The sequence below is a fragment of the Rhizobium sp. C4 genome, assembly GCF_021026315.1.
Lineage (GTDB): Bacteria > Pseudomonadota > Alphaproteobacteria > Rhizobiales > Rhizobiaceae > Ensifer_A.
Map to the genome: position 1 here is coordinate 109,263 of NZ_JAJNCX010000002.1, position 18,606 is coordinate 127,868.

Annotated in this window: 15 protein-coding genes; 3 read left to right on the forward strand and 12 right to left on the reverse strand. The window is 62.8% G+C overall.

The window, feature by feature from the left end:
* Window position 1: 1 nt before the first annotated feature.
* From LQK84_RS04115 to LQK84_RS04135, 5 genes are all read right to left on the reverse strand, one after another.
* Entirely contained in the window at window positions 2-850 is an 849-nt protein-coding gene (locus tag LQK84_RS04115) for an ABC transporter permease (RefSeq protein ID WP_230827380.1), read from the reverse strand.
* Window positions 850-1,800, reverse strand: a complete 951-nt coding sequence (locus LQK84_RS04120) for an ABC transporter permease (protein ID WP_230827381.1) — start codon at window positions 1,798-1,800, stop codon at window positions 850-852. The genes LQK84_RS04115 and LQK84_RS04120 overlap by 1 nt, the downstream gene beginning before the upstream one ends.
* A 180-nt stretch (window positions 1,801-1,980) precedes the next feature.
* Window positions 1,981-3,582, reverse strand: a complete 1,602-nt coding sequence (locus tag LQK84_RS04125) for an ABC transporter substrate-binding protein (RefSeq protein ID WP_230827382.1) — start codon at window positions 3,580-3,582, stop codon at window positions 1,981-1,983.
* Window positions 3,583-3,808: 226 nt separating this feature from the next.
* The gene (locus LQK84_RS04130) at window positions 3,809-5,182 is read right to left on the reverse strand and encodes an aspartate aminotransferase family protein (RefSeq protein WP_230827383.1); all 1,374 of its coding nucleotides are present in this window, start codon (window positions 5,180-5,182) and stop codon (window positions 3,809-3,811) included.
* A 50-nt stretch (window positions 5,183-5,232) separates the two neighbouring features.
* Window positions 5,233-6,072 (reverse strand): GNAT family N-acetyltransferase, encoded by an 840-nt coding sequence (locus LQK84_RS04135; RefSeq protein ID WP_230827384.1) that lies wholly within the window; start codon window positions 6,070-6,072, stop codon window positions 5,233-5,235.
* 310 nt (window positions 6,073-6,382) lie between these two features.
* Here LQK84_RS04135 and LQK84_RS04140 point away from each other — a divergent pair, with 310 nt between their 5' ends.
* Entirely contained in the window at window positions 6,383-7,051 is a 669-nt protein-coding gene (locus tag LQK84_RS04140) for a haloacid dehalogenase type II (RefSeq protein ID WP_230827385.1), read from the forward strand.
* A gap of 15 nt (window positions 7,052-7,066) precedes the next feature.
* Window positions 7,067-8,341: an NAD(P)/FAD-dependent oxidoreductase gene (locus LQK84_RS04145; protein ID WP_230827843.1), complete on the forward strand. Its 1,275-nt coding sequence runs from the start codon at window positions 7,067-7,069 to the stop codon at window positions 8,339-8,341.
* 108 nt (window positions 8,342-8,449) lie between these two features.
* Here the strand turns inward: LQK84_RS04145 and LQK84_RS04150 are convergent, their stop codons facing one another.
* The 6 genes from LQK84_RS04150 to argE all read right to left on the reverse strand — a co-directional run bounded on the left by LQK84_RS04150 (window position 8,450) and on the right by argE (window position 15,056).
* Complete coding sequence (locus LQK84_RS04150) at window positions 8,450-9,907, reverse strand: NAD-dependent succinate-semialdehyde dehydrogenase (RefSeq protein ID WP_230827386.1); 1,458 nt, start codon at window positions 9,905-9,907, stop codon at window positions 8,450-8,452.
* Window positions 9,908-9,911: 4 nt separating this feature from the next.
* Window positions 9,912-10,967, reverse strand: a complete 1,056-nt coding sequence (locus LQK84_RS04155; protein ID WP_230827387.1) for a tartrate dehydrogenase — start codon at window positions 10,965-10,967, stop codon at window positions 9,912-9,914.
* A gap of 13 nt (window positions 10,968-10,980) precedes the next feature.
* The gene (locus tag LQK84_RS04160; RefSeq protein WP_230827388.1) at window positions 10,981-12,444 is read right to left on the reverse strand and encodes an aldehyde dehydrogenase family protein; all 1,464 of its coding nucleotides are present in this window, start codon (window positions 12,442-12,444) and stop codon (window positions 10,981-10,983) included.
* A gap of 168 nt (window positions 12,445-12,612) precedes the next feature.
* A complete protein-coding gene (locus LQK84_RS04165; protein ID WP_230827389.1) occupies window positions 12,613-12,966 on the reverse strand; it encodes a cupin domain-containing protein in 354 nt (117 codons plus the stop codon).
* Between the two features lie 28 nt (window positions 12,967-12,994).
* Complete coding sequence (locus LQK84_RS04170) at window positions 12,995-13,918, reverse strand: 2-hydroxyacid dehydrogenase (RefSeq protein WP_230827390.1); 924 nt, start codon at window positions 13,916-13,918, stop codon at window positions 12,995-12,997.
* A 13-nt stretch (window positions 13,919-13,931) separates the two neighbouring features.
* Window positions 13,932-15,056 carry an acetylornithine deacetylase gene (gene argE / locus LQK84_RS04175; protein ID WP_230827391.1) on the reverse strand — a complete coding sequence of 375 codons (1,125 nt, stop codon included), beginning with the start codon at window positions 15,054-15,056 and terminating at the stop codon, window positions 13,932-13,934.
* 237 nt (window positions 15,057-15,293) lie between these two features.
* Here argE and LQK84_RS04180 point away from each other — a divergent pair, with 237 nt between their 5' ends.
* Window positions 15,294-16,181: a GNAT family N-acetyltransferase gene (locus tag LQK84_RS04180; RefSeq protein WP_230827392.1), complete on the forward strand. Its 888-nt coding sequence runs from the start codon at window positions 15,294-15,296 to the stop codon at window positions 16,179-16,181.
* Window positions 16,182-16,272: 91 nt separating this feature from the next.
* On the opposite strand, the gene LQK84_RS04185 is transcribed toward LQK84_RS04180, so the two are convergent.
* Window positions 16,273-18,606 carry a glucose/quinate/shikimate family membrane-bound PQQ-dependent dehydrogenase gene (locus tag LQK84_RS04185; RefSeq protein ID WP_230827393.1) on the reverse strand — a complete coding sequence of 778 codons (2,334 nt, stop codon included), beginning with the start codon at window positions 18,604-18,606 and terminating at the stop codon, window positions 16,273-16,275.

Here is an 18,606-nt window from a genome sequence, read left to right on the forward strand (position 1 = left end):
ATCAGGCGCTCCGGTCGCGGATCTTGCGGGGAAGGTTGTCGATCAGCAGGTTGACGCTGATCGTCAGGCTGGCAATGGCAATCGAGGGTGCAATCACCGCAGCCGAGCCAAAGGACAGGCCTTGAATGTTTTCATGCACCAGCGCGCCCCAGTCGGCGAGCGGCGGCTGCACGCCGAGGCCAAGGAAGGAGAGGCCGGAAAGCAGCAGTACGATGAAGACGAAACGGATGCCGAAATCGGCGAGAACCGGCCGGATGATATTGGGCAGGATTTCCGAGACGGCAAGATAGAGCGTGTTTTCACCGCGAATGCGGGCAACCGTGATGAAATCCATCGTGTTGACGTTCACTGCCAGCGCACGGGCGAAGCGATAGGAGCCCGGCGTGTAGATGAAGGCGAGTGTCAGGATGAGCGATGGCAGCGAGGAGCCGACGGCGGCCACGACAACGAGGCCGAACAGCTTGCTGGGAATGGAAATCATCGCATCCATGAAACGGCTAAGCGCTGCATCGAACCAGCCGCCGATGACGGCAGCCGCCATGCCGAGGATCACGCCGCAGGACGAGGCGATCAGCACGCCGGCCAGCGCAATGCCGAGTGTGTAGCGCGCGCCATAGATGATGCGGGACAGCATGTCGCGGCCGAGATAGTCCGAACCCAGCCAGAGCTTGGCGCTCATCGGGCCGAAATAGTCCATGTCAACGATCTTGCCGACCGGATAGGGGGCGAAATGCGGGGCGAAGAGCGCCACCACAGCCCAGAAGAGGATGACCGCGAAGGCGAGAACGCCAACGAGACTGAACGAGTAGCCGTAGAAGCCGGCGGAGGTCGACGGGGCGCTTTGCGTCATCAGCGGAGCCTCGGATTGGAGATGATGGCGATGATGTCGGCAATCGTGATCAGGATCAGATAGCCGGCGCAGAAGATCACCGCGCAGGTCTGGATCAGCGGCAGGTCGCGGGTGGCGACCGCATCGACCATGAGCTTGGCGATGCCGGGATAGTTGAAGATCGTCTCGATGATGATGACGCCGCCGATGAGATAGGAGAGCGAGAGCGCCAGCGCATTGACGATCGGCCCCAGCGCATTGGGCAGCGCATGGCGCAGCACGATGCGGCTGCGCGACGCCCCTTTGAGCAGTGCCATTTCGACATAGGGCGTCGAGAGCGTTTCGATCACGGCGGCGCGCGTCATGCGGATGATCTGCGCGGAGACGACGAAGGTCAGCGTGACGACCGGCATGGCATACATGCGCAACAGGTCGGAAAGCGAATGCACCTCGTTGACGAAGGAAATGGCCGGCAGCCATTTGAGATAGACGGCGAAGAGGAGAACAGCCGTCGAGGCGACCATGAATTCCGGCACGGAAATGACACCGATGGTCAGCACCGTAACGATGCGGTCGTAAACCGAGCCGCGCATGACCGCCGAGGTAATACCGAGTGTCAGCGCGAAGGGAATGGAAATGAGTGCGGTGATGCCGGCCAGCTCCATCGTGTTGACGAAGCGCCCGCCGATCAGCGTCGTGATCGGCATGTCGTTCGCATAGGACTTGCCCAGATCGCCGGTGATGAAGCCGCCACCCCAGCGCAGGAAGCGCAGGATGGCGGGATCGTCGAGATGCATGGCCTGGCGCAGGCCCGCCACGGCTTCGGGCGTTGCCGATTGGCCGAGCAGAATGGTCGCCGTGTCGCCCGGCAGCATGCTGGTGGCGAAGAAGACCGCGAAGGAGACGATGAGAAGGGTGATGACGGCAATCACCAACCGCTTGGCGATCATGTTTGCGATTTCTGAATTCATGTCAGACCTCCAGCCGCGTTGTCTGTTGACGGCAGCCACACCACTTTTTCATCAAATGGCCACTGAAAGAAGAGCCGTCTGCGGCCGGCGGCGAAAGTCTCGCAGGACCGGGTTCATGCGCAGTGTCAAAACGGCGATCGGGTCCGGAGGGCTTTGGCCCTCCGGACGGGGTCAAGGTAGTCAGGCCTCGAGCCAGATATATTCAGCCATGGCATAGCCCATCATGCCGCCGAGCGGGTTGGGCAGCAGGCCTTTCACCTTCGAGGAAATGGCGTCCGCATTGGTGATATAGGCCGGGATGATCGTGCCGGCTTCGTCCGAGATCATGGTCTGCATCTCGTTGTAGATCTCGCGGCGCTTGGCCTGGTCGAGCATGCCGCGGGCCTCAAGCAGCATGGAGTCGAACTTGGGCGACTTGTACTGGCTTTCGTTCCACGGTGCGTCGGACGAGTAGAGCAGCGAGAAATAGATGTCCGGCGTCGGGCGCGGGTTGATATTGCCGAAATGGATCGGCGCCTTCAGCCAGTACTTGCTCCAGTAACCGTCGGAGGGCACGCGCTGCACGTCGAGCTTGAGGCCGATTTCGGCAGCCGAGGCCTGCATGATCATCGCCATGTCGATGGAATTGTTGGCCGCGTCCGAGGCAATGACCGGGATCGTCTGGCCGAGAACGCCGGCCTTTTCGAAATAGTGCTTGGCCTTGTCGGGATCGTAGGCCTTCGGCTTCAGGTCCGCATTGTGGAAGAAATTGGCCTTGGAGATCGGCTGGTCGTTGCCGACTTCGCCGAAGCCGCGCAGCGCTGCCGTGACGATCTGTTCGCGGTCGACCAGATATTTCATGCCCGTGGCAAAATCGGGCTTGTTCATGTCGAGGCGGATGTTGAGGTTGGTATAGTTGCCGGAGGTCGACTTGGAGAGTTCAAAACCCTTCTGGGCTTCAACCAGCTTGGCCGAACGCGGGTTGATGGCCGAGGCGAACTGGATGTCGCCGGCCAGCAGCGCGTTGACGCGGGCATTGTCGTCGCCAATGGCGAAGAATTCGAAACTGTCGAGATGCGGCAGGCCCGGCTTCCAGTAGTTCTTGTTCTTCTTGACGATGGAGCGGACGCCCGGCTCGAATGTTTCGAGAACGAAGGCGCCGGTGCCGTTGCCCTTGGAGAAATCGGTTGTGCCGTCCTGGACGATCATGAAGTGATGCAGCGCCAGGATGAAGGGAAGGTCGGCATTGGCGGCCGTGAGAACGATCTCGACCGTGTTCGGGTCGATCGCCTTGATCTCCGACATCTGGGCGGCGATCTTGGCAACCTTGGAGCCGACATTCGGATCAAGGTGGCGTTTCAGTGCGAAGACGACGTCGGCAGAGGTCATCGTCTTGCCGTCATGGAAGGTGACGCCCTTGCGCAGCGTGATGGTCCAGGTCTTGGCGTCCTTGGTGTCCATCTTTTCGGCCAGTTCCATCTGCGGAACGCCGGCGGCGTCGATGAAGGTCAGGCGGTTGTAAAGCGAGCAGCAGCGCACATAGTCGGTGCCGAGCGACGCCTTGGCCGGGTCAAGCGTGTCGGCGTTGGAGGCGGAAAGGCCGGCCGCCTTGAAATGGCCGCCCGAAACCGGGGTTGCGGCAACGGCGCGCTCGGCGCGGCCGAAAACAGCGCCACCGGCGGTCAATGCAACGCCGCTTGCCAGCATCATCTTCAGGAGATCGCGGCGGGAGGCGCCACGACGGATGGCGTCTTCGACGCGGGCGTCGTCGGACTTCGTCCAGTTGGTAATCTTGTCGGTCATGTCATTCCCCTTCTTTGCTTCGGTTTGGGCGGGTATCCGTCTTTCGCGGACTTTCCGGCCCTGGTGATCGGTTCACTCGCGGCGTTTTTTGCCTTTTCTTAAAAATCAGTCTGGCATGTCCGCCGGGGCGTATCGTTCGATTTGGCCGTGGGCGGCAGCATAAAATTGCGAACTTGCTTCCTCCGGCGACATTTCGGTCAAATGCCGCCGGACTTCTTCGTTCCCGTCAGGCCATGGCCTTGCGGATATCCGCGTCCTGCAGCGTCTCATCGAGCGTCTTGCGGGTGCGCTCGACAATGGCGTCGATGTCGGCATCCGTGCAGCAAAGCGGCGGCGCATAGCCGAGCACGCCCTGCGGGAAGGCGCGGATGACGAGGCCATTGTCCCAGGCACGGTCGAAAATGCGGCGCGCCGGCTGGGCGGCTGCGGGAAGCGGCGTCTTCTTCGCCTTGTCCGTCACCAGCTCGACGCCATAGAGCATGCCGCGGCCGCGAATGTCGCCGACCAGCGGGTGGTCGCTGAGGCTCTGAAGGCCCGCCAGCAGACGCGCACCGGCCTTGCGGCCATTCTCCAGAAGCCCGCCTTCATAAAGTTTCAGCACTTCCAGCGCGACGGCGGCGCTGACCGGATGGGCGGAATAGGTGAAGCCATGGCCAACGGCCGCTTCGCCTGCGCCATCGGCAATCACGTCATAGACATGATCGGCCATGAAGACCGCGCCCATCGGCACATAGCCGGAGGTCAGGCCCTTGGCGACGGTCAACATGTCCGGCACGATGCCTTCGTCGGCACAGGCAAAGAGCGGGCCGGTGCGGCCGAAGCCGGTGATGACTTCGTCGGCAATGAAGAGAACGCCATATTCCTTGCAGAGATCGCGCATCGCCTTGATCCAGCCCTTGGGCGGCACGATGACGCCGCCGGAACCCTGGATCGGTTCGGCATAAAATGCTGCGACGCGATCCGCGCCGATTCCTTCGATCTTGGCCTTCAGGGCCGCAAGCGAAGCCGCGATGATCGCAGCATCGTCTTCGCCGACCGGGTTTCGATAGGGATAGGGCGAGGGGATCTTGTGCTGCCAGTCAAAGGGCAGGCCGAAGCCGGCATGGAAGGCCGGCAGTGCGGTGAGCCCGGCGCCGACCGTGGTCGAGCCGTGATAACCCTGCTGGATCGAGATGAACTGATCGCGCTGCGGCTGACCCTTGGCGTGCCAGTAATAACGGACGAAGCGGATGGTGGAATCCACCGCATCCGAGCCGCCGAGCGTGAAATAGACACGGTTGAGATCGCCCGGCGCGCGTTCGGCCAGTTCCGCAGCAAGCCGGATCGCCGGCTCGGAGCCGAGATCGAAATAACCGGTCGCATAGGGCAGCTCGCGCAATTGCTTCGTGGCCGCCTCGATGATGCTCTCATGGCCGTAGCCGGCATTGACGCACCACAGACCTGCAAAGCCATCGACCAGCTGATGGCCATTGGCCTCGGTGACGGTTGCGCCGGAGGCGGATTTCAGCACCCGCACGCCCTGGCGCTCATGCCCGCGATAGGACGAGACGGGGTGGATCAGGTGGGCGCGATCGAGTTCGATCAGGGAGTTGGCGAGCATGGGTGGTCTCCGGTTAAGCGTTTTGGGCCGGATCAGCGGCCGGATCGGGTTCAGCCGAGCGCCTGGTTGGCGAGCGCATAGACTTTTCGGCGTGCCTGTTCGGCATCCTCCTTGGGCGGCCGGCGCATGGCGATGCCGCCGCCGACATGGGCAAGGCCGATTTCGGTGAGCCAGGGCGCAATTCCGGTCTCGCTGCCGGTATCGACGCGCAGGAAGGCGCCGGGGCGGGAGGATGCGTGCCAGGCAATGAGCGCGCAGGCGGTCTTGGCATCCGGCGCGATGACCGGGCCGATGACCTCACCGCGGCCGAAGGGGCGGATCGCCGCCCAGGCCTCGATCGTCTCGCCCTTGCGGATGACGGCGATCTCGCCGCGCTCGACCAGGGCATCGATCAGCGCCGAGCGGTCCGCGCCATAGGCTTCCCTGTCGAGCGCCTTGAGCGCATCAAGGTCGCCGGCCTGCATCTCTTCGATGCCCTCGGGGCGCTCGAGCCGGCGAACCTCGCCCTGATGCTGGCGGATGAGACCGGTCGTCACGAAGCCGAGCTTTTCATAAAGCGGCAGGCCTTCCTTGGTGGCGACGAGGCGGAGCGGCCGGCCATCGGCAAGGGCGACCGCTCGTTCCATCAGCGTGCGACCCAGGCCCAGCCCGCGCATCGACTTGTCGACGATGACCATGTTGATCGTTGCGCAATCCGTGCCATAGGGCGTGACCAGCGTTGTGCCGGTGACGCGGCCGTCTGCATCCATTGCAGCAACGCCCTCGCTCAACGCATGCGCCAGGACCCAGTCCTCGCGGCGATGCGGCCAGCTTTCGGCGCGCGACAGCGCCACTGCGCCGTCAATATGCTCAGGCCCGAAGGCGACGATGTCGATTTGGCTCTTCTGCATGGCATTTCCTTTCCTGACATGAAGTCTCGTGCAGGATGGGGAAGCTAATCATCTGAATGGAGAGGCTGGCGCACTATCTTTCGCCGAAGCGTCGGGGTGGCGCCGCATCTTATGCTGTAGCCCCGGCAAGGCAGGGGGTTGAAAGGGGTGTGACCGGCGGCCGGACGAGGGCTTTCGTGCAATAGTGTGCCAAACCGGATGGCAGATTAAAAACTTTGTGCTTCCCGGACGGGTCAATTCGGCCCGCGAGCGTTGGCAGGCCCGTCCTATGATCAGGTCAACGAAACATCAAAGCCAGAGGAAGAACGTCATGGCCCCCATTCGTCCGAAATATGTGTCCTTCGACTGCTACGGCACGCTGATCAATTTCGACATGGCGGGAGCCGCCCGAGATCTCTATGGCGATCGTCTCGACGAGCAGGCCATGCAGAAGTTCATCAAGAACTTCTCCGCCTACCGTCTTGACGAGATCATGGGCGCATGGAAGCCCTATGCAGAAGTCGTTCACAACTCGCTGTCGCGCACCTGCAAGGCCAATGGCGTGACCTTTAAGGACGAAGACGCGCAGATGGTTTATGAGCGCGTGCCGACCTGGGGTCCGCATGCCGACGTGCCGGCAGGCCTTGCCAAGGTGGCCAAGGAGATCCCGCTGGTCATCCTGTCCAACGCGATGAACTCGCAGATCATGTCGAATGTCGAAAAGCTCGGCGCGCCCTTCCATGCCGTCTACACCGCCGAACAGGCGCAGGCCTACAAGCCGCGCTTCAAGGCCTTCGAATATATGCTCGACATGCTCGGCTGCGGTCCTGAAGACATGCTGCACGTCTCTTCTTCCTTCCGCTATGACCTGATGTCGGCCCATGATCTCGGCATCAAGAACAAGGTCTGGGTCAATCGCGGCCATGAGCCGGCCAATCCCTATTATGGCTATACCGAGATTGCCGACATTTCCGGCCTGCCGGGTGTTGTGGGTCTCTGAGAAAGCGTGAGCGCGATGAAATTCGTCTCCTATTGGCATGACACGGCACCGGCCTTTTCCGGTGCTGCGCAAGGCCCGGTCAGCGGGCATTATGATGTTGCCGTCATCGGCGCGGGCTTTACGGGTCTCGCGGCGGCGCGGCAGCTGGCGCGAGCGGGGGCGAAGGTCGTCGTGCTGGAGGCCGAGCGCGTCGGCTTCGGCGCGTCGGGCCGCAATGGCGGCCATCTCAACAATGGTCTGGCACATAGCTATCTCGGCGCGAAAGCCGAGCTTGGCAAGGAGCGCGCGATTGCGCTCTATCATGCGCTGGACGATTCCATCGATACGATCGAGGCGCTGATTGCCGAAGAAGGCATCGACTGCAGTTTCCGCCGCTCCGGCAAGCTGAAGCTTGCCTCCAAGCCGAAGCATTTCGAGGCCATTGCCCGCAATTTCGAGGCGCTTCACCAGGAATGCGATCCCGATACGGCGCTTCTCTCGCCGGAAGAGCTGACGCGCGAAGTCGGCTCGCCCTTCCATGGCGCGATGCTGTCGAAGAAGAGCGCCATGATGCATATGGGCCGCTATGTCGTCGGCCTGGCCGAGGCCGCCGCGCGCCATGGCGCGACGATTTTCGAAGGCACGACCGTTACCGAGCATCGCGAGACCAACGGTGTTCACTCGGTGCAAACATCGAGCGGCACCGTCACCGCCACCAATGTGATCGTGGCGACCGGGGCCTATACGACGAAGAATTTCAGCTGGTTCCGCCGCCGCATCATCGCGGTGGGCAGTTTCCTCATTGCCACGCGGCCGCTGACGGAAACGGAAGTGCAGGCGGTGATGCCCGGCAACCGCACCTGCGTCAACACGATGAATATCGGCAATTACTGGCGGCTTGCGCCCGACAATCGCCTGATCTTCGGTGGACGCGCCCGTTTCTCGGCCACATCCGACCAGCGTTCGGACGAAAAGAGCGGCGCGATCCTGCGCGAAAGCATGGAGCGCATCTTCCCGCAATTGAAGGGCGTCGATATCGATTATTGCTGGGGCGGCCTCGTCGACATGACGGCCGATCGCTATCCGCGCGCCGGCTTCCATGACGGGCTCTGGTACGCCATGGGCTATTCCGGCCATGGCGCGCAGCTCTCCACCCATCTCGGCATGATGATCGCCGACGCCATCCTCGGCCGCACCGACCGCAACCCGATGCGCGACTACCCCTGGCCCGCAGTGCCTGGCCATTTCGGCAAGCCCTGGTTCCTGCCGCTGGTGGGGCAGTATTACAAGATGCTCGACAGGTTTCAGTGACACGCCTCCCAAGGTAAACAGAAGGCGCGGATTGGAAACGATCCGCGCCTTCTTCTTTTCATGAGATCGAATGCAGAGGGCAGCCTTTCGACCGCCCTTTGCATGTTCTCAGGCGAGCCCACCCATGTGGAAGCTCTTCGTTTCCAGATATTCCTCGACGCCCATCTGCGCGCCCTCGCGGCCGAGGCCGGATTGCTTGACGCCGCCGAAGGGGGCGACTTCCATCGAGATGAGGCCGGTGTTCAGCGCGACCATGCCGAATTCCAGCGCTTCGCCGACGCGCCAGGCGCGTTTCATGTTCTCCGTGTAGAAATAGGAGGCGAGGCCGAAGGGCGTGCCATTGGCGATGGCGATGGCCTCTTCTTCCGTTTCGAAGCGGAAGAGTGGGGCGACGGGGCCGAAGGTTTCTTCGGTGGCAAGCTCCATCTCGGTCGTCGCACCCGTCAGCACGATCGGGGCCGTATATTGGTGGCCGTTCGGCATGGCGGGCGTTTCGGTGATGATCTTCGCACCCTTCGACAGCGCGTCGGCCACGTGGCGTTCGATCTTGTCGATGGCGGCGGCGTTGATCATCGGGCCGATGGTGACGCCGGCTTCCGTGCCGGGGCCGACCTTCATCGCGTCAACGCGGGCCTTCAACTTGGCGGCGAATGTATCGTAGACGCCGGACTGCACGAGAATGCGGTTGGCGCAGACGCAGGTCTGGCCGCCATTGCGGAACTTAGATGCAAGCGCGCCTTCAATGGCAAGGTCGAGATCGGCGTCATCGAAGACGATGAAGGGCGCATTGCCGCCAAGCTCCAGGCTCAGCCGTTTCACGCTGTCGGCAGCCCCACGCATCAGCAGCGAGCCAACGCGGGTCGAGCCAGTGAAGGAGATCTTGCGGACGGTCTCGTTGGCCATCAGCTCGTTGCCGATCTCGGTCGGCATGCCGGTGACGATATTGATGACACCAGCCGGAATGCCGGCACGTTCGGCAAGTACGCCGAGAGCCAGCGCCGAATAGGGCGTGAATTCGGAGGGCTTGATGACAACCGTGCAGCCGGCGGCAAGTGCCGGGGCCACCTTGCGGGTGATCATCGCATTGGGGAAGTTCCATGGCGTGATGATGCCGCAGACACCGACCGGTTCCTTCAGGACGATGATGCGGCGGTCGCGCGTGGGCGCGGGGATGGTGTGGCCGTTGATGCGGCGGGCTTCCTCTGCAAACCATTTGACGAAGGAGGCGCCATAGCGGATTTCGCCGCGCGCCTCGTCCAGCGGCTTGCCCTGTTCCGAGGTCAGGATCAGCGCCAGATCCTCAAGGTTTTCGATCATCAGACCGAACCACTTTTCGATGAGCTGCCCGCGCTCGGCATTCGTTTTCGCCTTCCAGATCTTGAAGGCGGCTTCGGCGGCGACAATCGCGGCGCGTGTCTCGTCACCGCCCATGTCGGGAACGGTGCCCATGACGGCCTGCGTTGCCGGATCGATGACATCGACCGTCTTGCCCGAGCGGGCGGCGACCCATTCGCCATTGATGAGGCCGGCCTGACGCAGCAGGCTCTTGTCCTTGAGGTTCAGCATGGAATTATCCTTCAGAAGAACTGATTGCATTGATGACCGCTGCCGTAATCGCATCGGTCGAGTCCTTGCCCGGCACGGTGCCGATGCCTTGCGCGGTGACGGTTGAAAGCGCGGTCATGAGGCGGGCGGCGGCATCCGTTTCGCCCAGATGTTCCAGCATCATCGCGCCGGACCAGATGGCTGCCATGGGGTTGGCGATGCCCTTTCCGGCAATGTCCGGGGCCGAGCCGTGGACGGGCTCGAACATGGAGGGGGCGGAGCGGTCGGGATTGATATTGGCGGAGGCCGCGAAGCCGAGGCCGCCCTGGATGGCGGCGCCCAGATCGGTCAGGATATCGCCGAAGAGGTTGGAGGCGACGATGACGTCGAGGCTTTCCGGCGCCATGACCATGCGGGCGGCGAGCGCATCGACATGATAGCTCGTGACCTCGACATCCGGATATTCGGCTGCCAGCGTCTTGGTGATCTCGTCCCAGAAGACCATGGAATATTTCTGCGCGTTGGACTTCGTCACGGAGGCAAGCTTGCCGCGCCGCGCGCGCGCCTGTTCGAAGCCGAAGCGGATGATGCGCTCGACACCCTTGCGGGTGAAGATCGAGGTTTCGACGGCGACTTCATTGTCCATGCCCTGATGGACACGCCCGCCGGCGCCTGAATATTCGCCTTCCGTATTCTCGCGGATGCAGAGAATGTCGAAGCCTTCCGCCTTCAACGGACCCTGCACGCCCGGCAAAAGCCGGTGCGGGCGGATATTGGCATATTGGACGAAGGCCTTGCGGATCGGCAGCAGAAGCCCGTGCAGCGAAACGGAATCCGGCACTTCCGCCGGCCAGCCGACCGCGCCGAGAAGGATGGCGTCGAAGGCGCGCAGCGTCTCGATGCCGTCTTCCGGCATCATCCGGCCGGTCTCCTTGTAAAAGGCGCAGGACCACGGGAATTCCGTACCTTCCAGCCCGAAGCCGGAGCTTTTGGCAACGGTTTGCAGCACGGCCCAGGCGGCGTCGGTGACGTCGCGGCCGATGCCGTCGCCGGGGATCAATGCGATCTTGTGGATTTTCATGGCTGTGGCTTCCTTAGAGGCTGATGAGAACACTCTTGCTCTTGCGATTGGCCTCATAGGCCTCGCGGCCGAGATCCTTGCCGATGCCGGAGCGCTTGTAGCCGCCGGTCGGCAGGATATGGTCGCGCGAGCGGCTGTAGCGGTTGACCCAGACCGTGCCGGCCTCCAGCGCACGGGCAAAACGCAGCGTGCGCGAGAGGTCCGAGGTGAAGAGGCCGGAGGCAAGGCCGTAGACCGGGTGGGCGGAGAGGGCGAGCGCCTCCTCTTCCGTCTCGAAGGTTTGCACGGTCAGCACCGGCCCGAAGATTTCCTCGACAATGGCCGGATTGTCCTGCGCCACGCCACCGATCAGCGTCGGCTCGTAGAAATAGCCGACCCCTTCCATGCTGTTTCCGCCCGTCAGGCATTCGCCGCCAGCGGCTTTTGCCGCGTCGACGATGCTGGCAATGCGGCCGCGCTGGCGATCGGAAATGATCGGCGAATATTGGGTCGCGGCATCCCAGGTCGGACCGGGGCGGGCGGTTTGCATCCGCGCGATGATCGCGGCGATGAGTTGGTCGGCGACGGATTTCTCCACGATCAACCGCGTGCCGGCCACACAGGCCTGGCCGGCATTGAAGATCACGCTGCCGGCAATGGCCGCCGCCGCCTTGTCGATATCGGCATCGGCGAAGACGAGTTGCGGGCTCTTGCCGCCCAGTTCCAGCGTCATCGGCTTGACGCCGGTGCGGGCGATATTTTCCATGATGGCGGAGCCGGCGCGGGTCGAGCCCGTGAAGCTTACCTTGGCGATGTCGGTGTGACCCGTCAGCGCATTGCCGGTCGTCGGGCCATCGCCGAGGACGACATTGATCAGGCCTGCCGGGATGCCGGCCTTGATGGCCAGTTGCGCCATGTAGACGGTCGAGAAGGGCGTCATTTCGGACGGCTTGATGACGACGGCATTGCCGGCGGCGAGCGCCGGCCCAAGCTTCCAGCCGGCCATAGAAATGGGAAAGTTCCACGGCGTGATGGCGCCGACGACGCCATAGGGCTCGCTGATGGTCATGCCGAAGGTCTGGTCGTCGGTCGGCACGACATCGCTGCCTTCCTTGTCGGCAAATTCGGCAAAGAAGCGGATCTGCTCGGCCGTGACGGCGATATCGCCGGCAACAAGCTGGCCGACGGGGCGGGTGGAGGATAGCGCCTCGATCTTCGCCAGCGTCTCGGCCTCAGCCTCGATGAGGTCGGCCCAGGCCTGCAGGGCCTTGGTGCGCTCGCGCGGGCGGACACCGCCCCAGTTGCTGGACTTCAGCGCCGCCTTGGCGTTCTCGATGGCGTGGTTCACCAGTTCGGCACCGGCGACCGGGCAGTGCGCATAGGCCTTGCCGTCGGAGGGGCGATGCATGTCGAGCCCGTCCGAAGCTTCAATCAGCGTGCCGCCGATGAAATGGCCGATCGGCAGGGCAAGCGTGTCGGGGTTGAAGCTCAGGCTCATGGCGGCAGGTTCCTTCTCGGTCTTTGAAAGGAGACTAGCCGGAACTGCCGAGCAGGAATGGTTGCGTCTGCCATCGCTGCCCGACGTTTCTTGCGTTTTAGGGGTGGGCGGCAGACAAATCTTTTGCCGCGCCGCCACGCCTTGGCATTGACCGGAAGGTGTCTTGCGTCAGTTGACGACGACGTAGATCTTGCGAACGGTCTCGATCGTCTTCCAGACGCCGACAAAGCCCGGCTTCATGACAAAGCTGTCGCCGGTCTTGTAGATGACCGGTTCGCCGCCATCGGGGGTGATTTCGACCACGCCCGAGAGGATATGGCAGAATTCGAAGACTTCGCCCTTGATCGATTTTGTTTCGCCGGGTGTTGCTTCCCAGACGCCGGAGAGCACCTTGCCATCCTTGGCCTCGTCCATTGCCCAGGTCTTGAAGGTGGGCGTGCCGGCAATCAGCCGTTCCGGCAGCGGGCCGGATTCGCGCGGCGTGGACGTCGGGTTCGGGTCGAGGGTTTTCAAGAGAGACATGTCATTCCTTTCAAGATGTTGGTGCAGTTCAATAGCCACGCGCCCGGTCGACAAGGCCGATCGGCTCCTGTCCGGCGAGATGAAGCTTGATGTTTTCGATGACGGCACGCGCAGCACTTTGCGGCTGCGTGACGCTGGCGATATGCGGGGTGAGTATGATCTTCGGATGTGTCCAGAAGGCGTGATCGGCCGGCAGTGGCTCCGGCTCGGTGACGTCGATCATCGCAGCAGAGAGCTGCCCGCTTTCAAGTGCCTCCAGCAGGGCGGCCTCATCCAGCTGCGGGCCGCGTCCGACATGGACGAGGGCGGCGCCCTGCGGCAGTTTGGCGAAGAGGTCGGCATTGAGAAATCCGCGCGTCTCCGGCGTCAGCGGCAGCAGGCAGACAAGGATGTCTGTTTCCGACAAGAGCGCCTCAAGCCCGGCCTCGCCGTGACGGCAGGTGACGCCGTCGATGGCGCGCGGGCTGCGGCTCCAGCCGGCAAGCGGAAAGCCGAGCGGCTTCAACCGTTCCAGAACCGCCTGTGCCAGCATGCCGAGGCCGAGAATGCCGATGCGTCGGTCTTCCGCCTGCATCTGCGGCAGGGGCGACCAGACGCCCTGCCGCTGCTGCGCAAGATAGGCCGGGAGATTGCGGTGGAGCGCAAGGGCTGCCAGCAGCACATATTCCTGCATCATCCGCACGATCCCGTCCTCGACCATGCGCACCACCTTCACATGGTCCGGAACGGCTGCGAGATTGAGCTGGTCGACACCGGCCCCGATGGAAAAGAGGATTTCGAGATTGCGATAGCGCGCGAGATCGGTGGGCGCTGTCCAGGTGATCAAGTAGCGCACCGCATCCGGATCGACCTGTGCTGCATCCATGTGAAAGGGCAGGTCCGGCAGCGCCTTGGCGAAAGCGTCGGCGAAGATCGCGCCGCGCCTGGCATCAGAGTTGAAGAGAAAGGTCATCCTGCTTTTCCCGTCACGCCGTGCAGCGGTCGCCGAGCGCTTCGATGAAGCGCTGGCAGGCAAGGAGCTCGGTTTCGAGGATGAATTCGTCCGGCTTGTGGGCGCGACCGATATCGCCGGGGCCGCAGATCAGGGCATCGATGCCGGCGGCCTGATAGAGCCCGGCCTCCGTGCCGTAGCTCACGGCGTCGAGCGGCGTCTCTCCGCTCAGTTCCGCGACGAGATGGGCGAGCGGGCTTTGTGGTGAAAGTGCCAGCGCCGGATAGGCGCTCATCTCTTCCCAGTCGACCTCGAAGCCCTCCGCGCGTAGCGCTTCGGCTCTCGTGCGGATCGGCGCGAGCAGATCACGGGGATTGACGCCCGAGATCGCGCGGGCTTCCAGCTCCAGCGTGCAGAGGTCGGGTATGATATTGATTGCCTTGCCGCCGGAAATCACGCCGGCCTGCAGCGACGAATAGGGGGGCTCGAAGGCCGCGTCGAAGGGGCCTTGCGTCAGCTTGGCTGCCTGTTCGATGGCGGCATTGAGGACACTGGCCATCGCATGGATGGCATTGAGCCCGAGGTCCGGACGCGAGGAATGGCCGGCGCGGCCGCGCACGGTCACCCGCGCGGCTGCCTTGCCCTTGTGGGCGAGCACGGCGCGCATGTTGCTGGGCTCGCCGATCACTGCGCCGGCTGGCGGCGCGCAGAGGTCGGGCAGGCGGGCAAGCAGATGCGGCACGCCGCGGCAGCCGGCCTCTTCGTCATAGGAAAAGGCGAGATGGATCGGCCGCGCAAGCTCCGCCTTCACCAGATGCGGCACGGCGGCGAGGGCTGCGGCGAGATAGCCCTTCATGTCGGTCGTGCCGCGCCCATAAAGCGCGTCGCCTTCACGCCGCAGGCGGAAGGGCGAGGTGGTCCATTCGCTCGCCGCGGCCGGAACGACATCCATATGTCCGGAGAGGATATAGCCTGGGACCTCCGCGGGCCCGATTGTCGCGAAAAGATTGCTGCGGTCGCCTTCCGGCCCGGCAAGCACCGTCGCCGTGATGCCATGGTCCGCGAGATAGGCGCTGATCCAAGAGACGATCGCGCCGTTCGGCGTGCCGACCACGCTTTCAAAGGAAACCAGCTTTTCCAGAATTTCGGTCGCGTTCATGAATTCCCCGGTGCGGCCTGCAGCCGTTTGTGACATGGTTCGGCAGGTCTTCAGAATGGCCGTTTTCAGCGGGATTCCATGCCGAACCTGTGCTCGTTTCGGTCGAATGTTGTGTGGGATGTGAATTTTCAAGCAAATTCTGCGGTAGCGCGGATTTATGATGGTTGTGCAGGCTTGCATGGTTGCATGCCGCGTTGTCTGAAATATTTCGAGGATTGATCGGTGGCCGAGACATTGATGCCGAGCGACAAACTCCAGATTGACGCCTTCGCGATGCAGATCGGCGATGTCGCGGAGGCGGATCTTGAGCAGCTTCACGCGTTGTCGATTTCAGTCGGCTGGCCGCATCGCGGCGCGGACTGGCAGTTCCTCCGTGAAGTCGGCAAGGGAGTCGTCGCCACTGACGAAATCGGCCGGATCATGAGCTCGGCCATGTGGTTTCGCCAGGCGCCGGAACTGGCGACGATCGGCATGGTCATCACCTCGCCGCGCCTGCAGACGCAGGGCACCGGTCTCTGGCTGATGGAATATGCGCTGAAGGATCTTGAAGGCGTCAATCTGCGCCTGAATGCCACGCGTGCCGCCCAGCGGCTTTATCTCTCGCTCGGTTTCAAACCGGAAAAGACGGTCTATCAATGTCAGGGCGTCGTCACAGATGCTCCTGCGGTGCAGACAGTTGCTGGCGAGTTGCGGGCCCTGACAGATGGTGATCTCGCGGCGGCGATCGCTCTGGACGCGGCCGCCTTTGGTGTGGCGCGAGCCTCTCTCTTGGAAAAACTATTCCAGCATTCGCGTGGCTACGGTCTTTTCCGCGACGGCGCGTTGAAGGCCTTCGCACTCTGCCGCCGCTTCGGCCGGGGCCATGTCGTCGGCCCGATCGTAGCCTCCGGCGACGAGGACGCCATCGCCGTCGTATCTTCGCATATTCGCGATCATGAGGGACGGTTCCTGCGTCTCGACACGCATTTCGAAACGGGTGATTTCGCACTCCTCGTCGTGCGGAGCGGCCTTGCGGTCTTCGATACGGTGCTGACCATGTCGCTTGGCAAGTCACTGAATGACTTTGCCGCCGAAGGAAGCGAGCCGCCCGTGACCTATGGGCTCGTCAGCCAGACGCTGGGATAAGCCTGTCGACATCCCTCGCTGAGCTGGTGAGGCATCATCGCGTAGTTCGTGAGCCCGGCTGTCCAAGCCGGACCCCATTTCATCGAGCATCTCACGGGAGGCGATAGGCGATGACGTAGTCGCCTGCCTTGGTCCCGATCGAACCGTGGCCGCCGGCCACCAGCACGACATACTGATTGTTGTCGCTTCCCGTATAGGTCATTGGAGTTGCCTGCCCGCCGGCGGGAAGGCGGGCTTCCCACAGCTGCTTGCCTGTCGTCAGGTCGTAGGCGCGGAAATAATTGTCCACCGCTGCCGCCAGGAAGGCAACGCCGCCCTTGGTGATGATCGGTCCGCCGATGCCCGGAACGCCGAGCTTGAAGGGGAGGGGCAGAGGCGTCATGTCGTAGACCGTGCCGTTCTTGTGCTTGTAGGCAATCTGGCCGGTGCGCAGGTCCGCGCCAGCCACATAGCCCCATGGCGGAGCCTGGCATGGGATCTGCAGAGGTCCGAGGAAGGGCTTCAGGATTACCGCGTAAGGCGCGCCTTCATTGCGGTTCAGGCCCTGCTCGCTTCCCTTGACCTGCCCCTTCGGCGGGACTTCGGCGCGGGGAACAAGCTTGGAAATGAAGGCGAGATAGGTTGGCATGCCGAACATCACCTGACGGGTCGGATCGACGGCGATGCTGCCCCAGTTGAAGGTTCCGAAGTTTCCGGGATAGACGATGGTGCCGGTGAGGGATGGCGGCGTGTAGCGCCCCTCATAGCGGTACTGATGGAACTCGATCCGGCAGGCAAGCTGGTCGAACAGGGTCAGCCCCCACATGTCGCGTTCCTGAAGCGGAGGCGGGTTGAACCTGAGCGTGGACACCGGCTGGGTGGGCGCAGCGTGGTCCTCAGGGATGGTGCCTCCGGGGGCCGGCACTTCCTTGACGGGCAGGATCGGCTCACCGTTGCGGCGATCAAGAACATAGATATCGCCCTGTTTCGTCGGCGCCACAAGCGCCGGAACGGTGGTTCCGTTCTTGGCCGTCAGGTCGATCAGGGATGGCTGTGCGGGGACGTCCATGTCCCACAGATCGTGATGCACCGTCTGGCGAACCCAGCGCGCCGCACCGGTGTTGATGTCGAGTGCGACAACCGAGGAGGCGTATTTCTCCACGCTTTCGCTCCGGCCCATTCCAAGCTGATCGGGAACCTTGTTGCCGAGCGGAATATAGACGAGACCGAGTGCTGGATCGGCACTGAAAACCGACCAGCTGTTCGGCGAATTTGTGGTGTAGGTCTGGCCCTGCGGCAGCGGGGCCGTCTGGTCGGGATTGCCGGAATCCCAGTTCCAGAGCAGGGCGCCGGTTGTCACGTCGAAGGCGCGGATCACGCCCGACTGCTCGGTCGTCGAATAGTTGTCGTTGACCGCACCGCCGATGATGATCTTGTTGTTGACGATGAGCGGCGGCGAGGTGGAATAATAGTAACCTGCAGGATCATATTTCATGCCCTGCTCAAGGTGCAGTTCACCGTTGGTGCCGAATGACCTGCAGACCTGCCCGTTGGTGGCATCCAGCGCGATCAGGCGCGCGTCCGAGGTTGGCAGATAGACACGTTGGGAGCAGGGCGCATCGGTAGCCGCTGCGGCATCGCGATAGTAGCTGACGCCGCGGCACGTCTGATGCTGACGGTTGCCATTCAGGCCAACCTTGGGATCGAAGCGCCATCTTTCCTTGCCGGTCGTGGCCTCAAGCGCAATTGCCTGATTATGCGGTGTGCAGAGGTAGAGCGTGTCGTCGATCTTGAGAGGCGTCACCTCATAGGTCGTCTCGCCGACGTCGTCCGGTCCCTTCATGTCGCCGGTCTGGACACGCCACGCCTCCTTGAGCGTGGCGACATTCGTGGCGTTGATCTGGTCGAGCGGCGAATAACGTTGTCCGAATTCGGTGCGCCCATAGGCTGGCCAGTTGCCGGTCTTCGTTTCCTCGCCGAGGTTCGGGTTCTGCGCGACGACATCGGTCGGCAGGATGCCGTCAATGGTGTGCGGGTCGTTGAACATCGCAACGACGGCAGCGACGATGGCAATCGCGACGCTGGCAACGAGAGGGACTGCGGATGCACTACGACGGGTGTGCTCGGGCTCGGTGCGCAGCGCGCGGGTAATCCACGGCATGGAAAGCCAGATGCCGAGAAGGATGATGATGCCGCCGCGCGGCAGCAAGGCCCACCAGTCGAGGCCCACTTCCCAGATCGCCCAGAGAAGGGCGAGGAGCACGAATACCGCGTAAATCCGCAGCGCCGCTGCGCTGCGACGCCACAGAAAAATGGCTGTCAGCAGGAAGAAGATGCCGGCAACGGCATAGAACCAGCTTCCTCCCAACAGAAGAAGCCAAACACCGCCGCCGCCGATCACGAGGCCCAACGCTGCGAGAACAAGGGATGTGACTGCAATGATCAT

Excerpts from the sequence above, each read along its gene's own strand:
- LQK84_RS04115 (WP_230827380.1), bottom strand. The coding sequence starts at position 850 with ATGACGCAAAGCGCCCCGTCGACCTCCGCCGGCTTCTACGGCTACTCG.
- LQK84_RS04120 (WP_230827381.1), bottom strand. The coding sequence starts at position 1,800 with ATGAATTCAGAAATCGCAAACATGATCGCCAAGCGGTTGGTGATTGCC.
- LQK84_RS04125 (WP_230827382.1), bottom strand. The coding sequence starts at position 3,582 with ATGACCGACAAGATTACCAACTGGACGAAGTCCGACGACGCCCGCGTC.
- LQK84_RS04130 (WP_230827383.1), bottom strand. The coding sequence starts at position 5,182 with ATGCTCGCCAACTCCCTGATCGAACTCGATCGCGCCCACCTGATCCAC.
- LQK84_RS04135 (WP_230827384.1), bottom strand. The coding sequence starts at position 6,072 with ATGCAGAAGAGCCAAATCGACATCGTCGCCTTCGGGCCTGAGCATATT.
- LQK84_RS04140 (WP_230827385.1), top strand. The coding sequence starts at position 6,383 with ATGGCCCCCATTCGTCCGAAATATGTGTCCTTCGACTGCTACGGCACG.
- LQK84_RS04145 (WP_230827843.1), top strand. The coding sequence starts at position 7,067 with ATGAAATTCGTCTCCTATTGGCATGACACGGCACCGGCCTTTTCCGGT.
- LQK84_RS04150 (WP_230827386.1), bottom strand. The coding sequence starts at position 9,907 with ATGCTGAACCTCAAGGACAAGAGCCTGCTGCGTCAGGCCGGCCTCATC.
- LQK84_RS04155 (WP_230827387.1), bottom strand. The coding sequence starts at position 10,967 with ATGAAAATCCACAAGATCGCATTGATCCCCGGCGACGGCATCGGCCGC.
- LQK84_RS04160 (WP_230827388.1), bottom strand. The coding sequence starts at position 12,444 with ATGAGCCTGAGCTTCAACCCCGACACGCTTGCCCTGCCGATCGGCCAT.
- LQK84_RS04165 (WP_230827389.1), bottom strand. The coding sequence starts at position 12,966 with ATGTCTCTCTTGAAAACCCTCGACCCGAACCCGACGTCCACGCCGCGC.
- LQK84_RS04170 (WP_230827390.1), bottom strand. The coding sequence starts at position 13,918 with ATGACCTTTCTCTTCAACTCTGATGCCAGGCGCGGCGCGATCTTCGCC.
- argE (WP_230827391.1), bottom strand. The coding sequence starts at position 15,056 with ATGAACGCGACCGAAATTCTGGAAAAGCTGGTTTCCTTTGAAAGCGTG.
- LQK84_RS04180 (WP_230827392.1), top strand. The coding sequence starts at position 15,294 with ATGCCGAGCGACAAACTCCAGATTGACGCCTTCGCGATGCAGATCGGC.
- LQK84_RS04185 (WP_230827393.1), bottom strand. The coding sequence starts at position 18,606 with ATGATCATTGCAGTCACATCCCTTGTTCTCGCAGCGTTGGGCCTCGTG.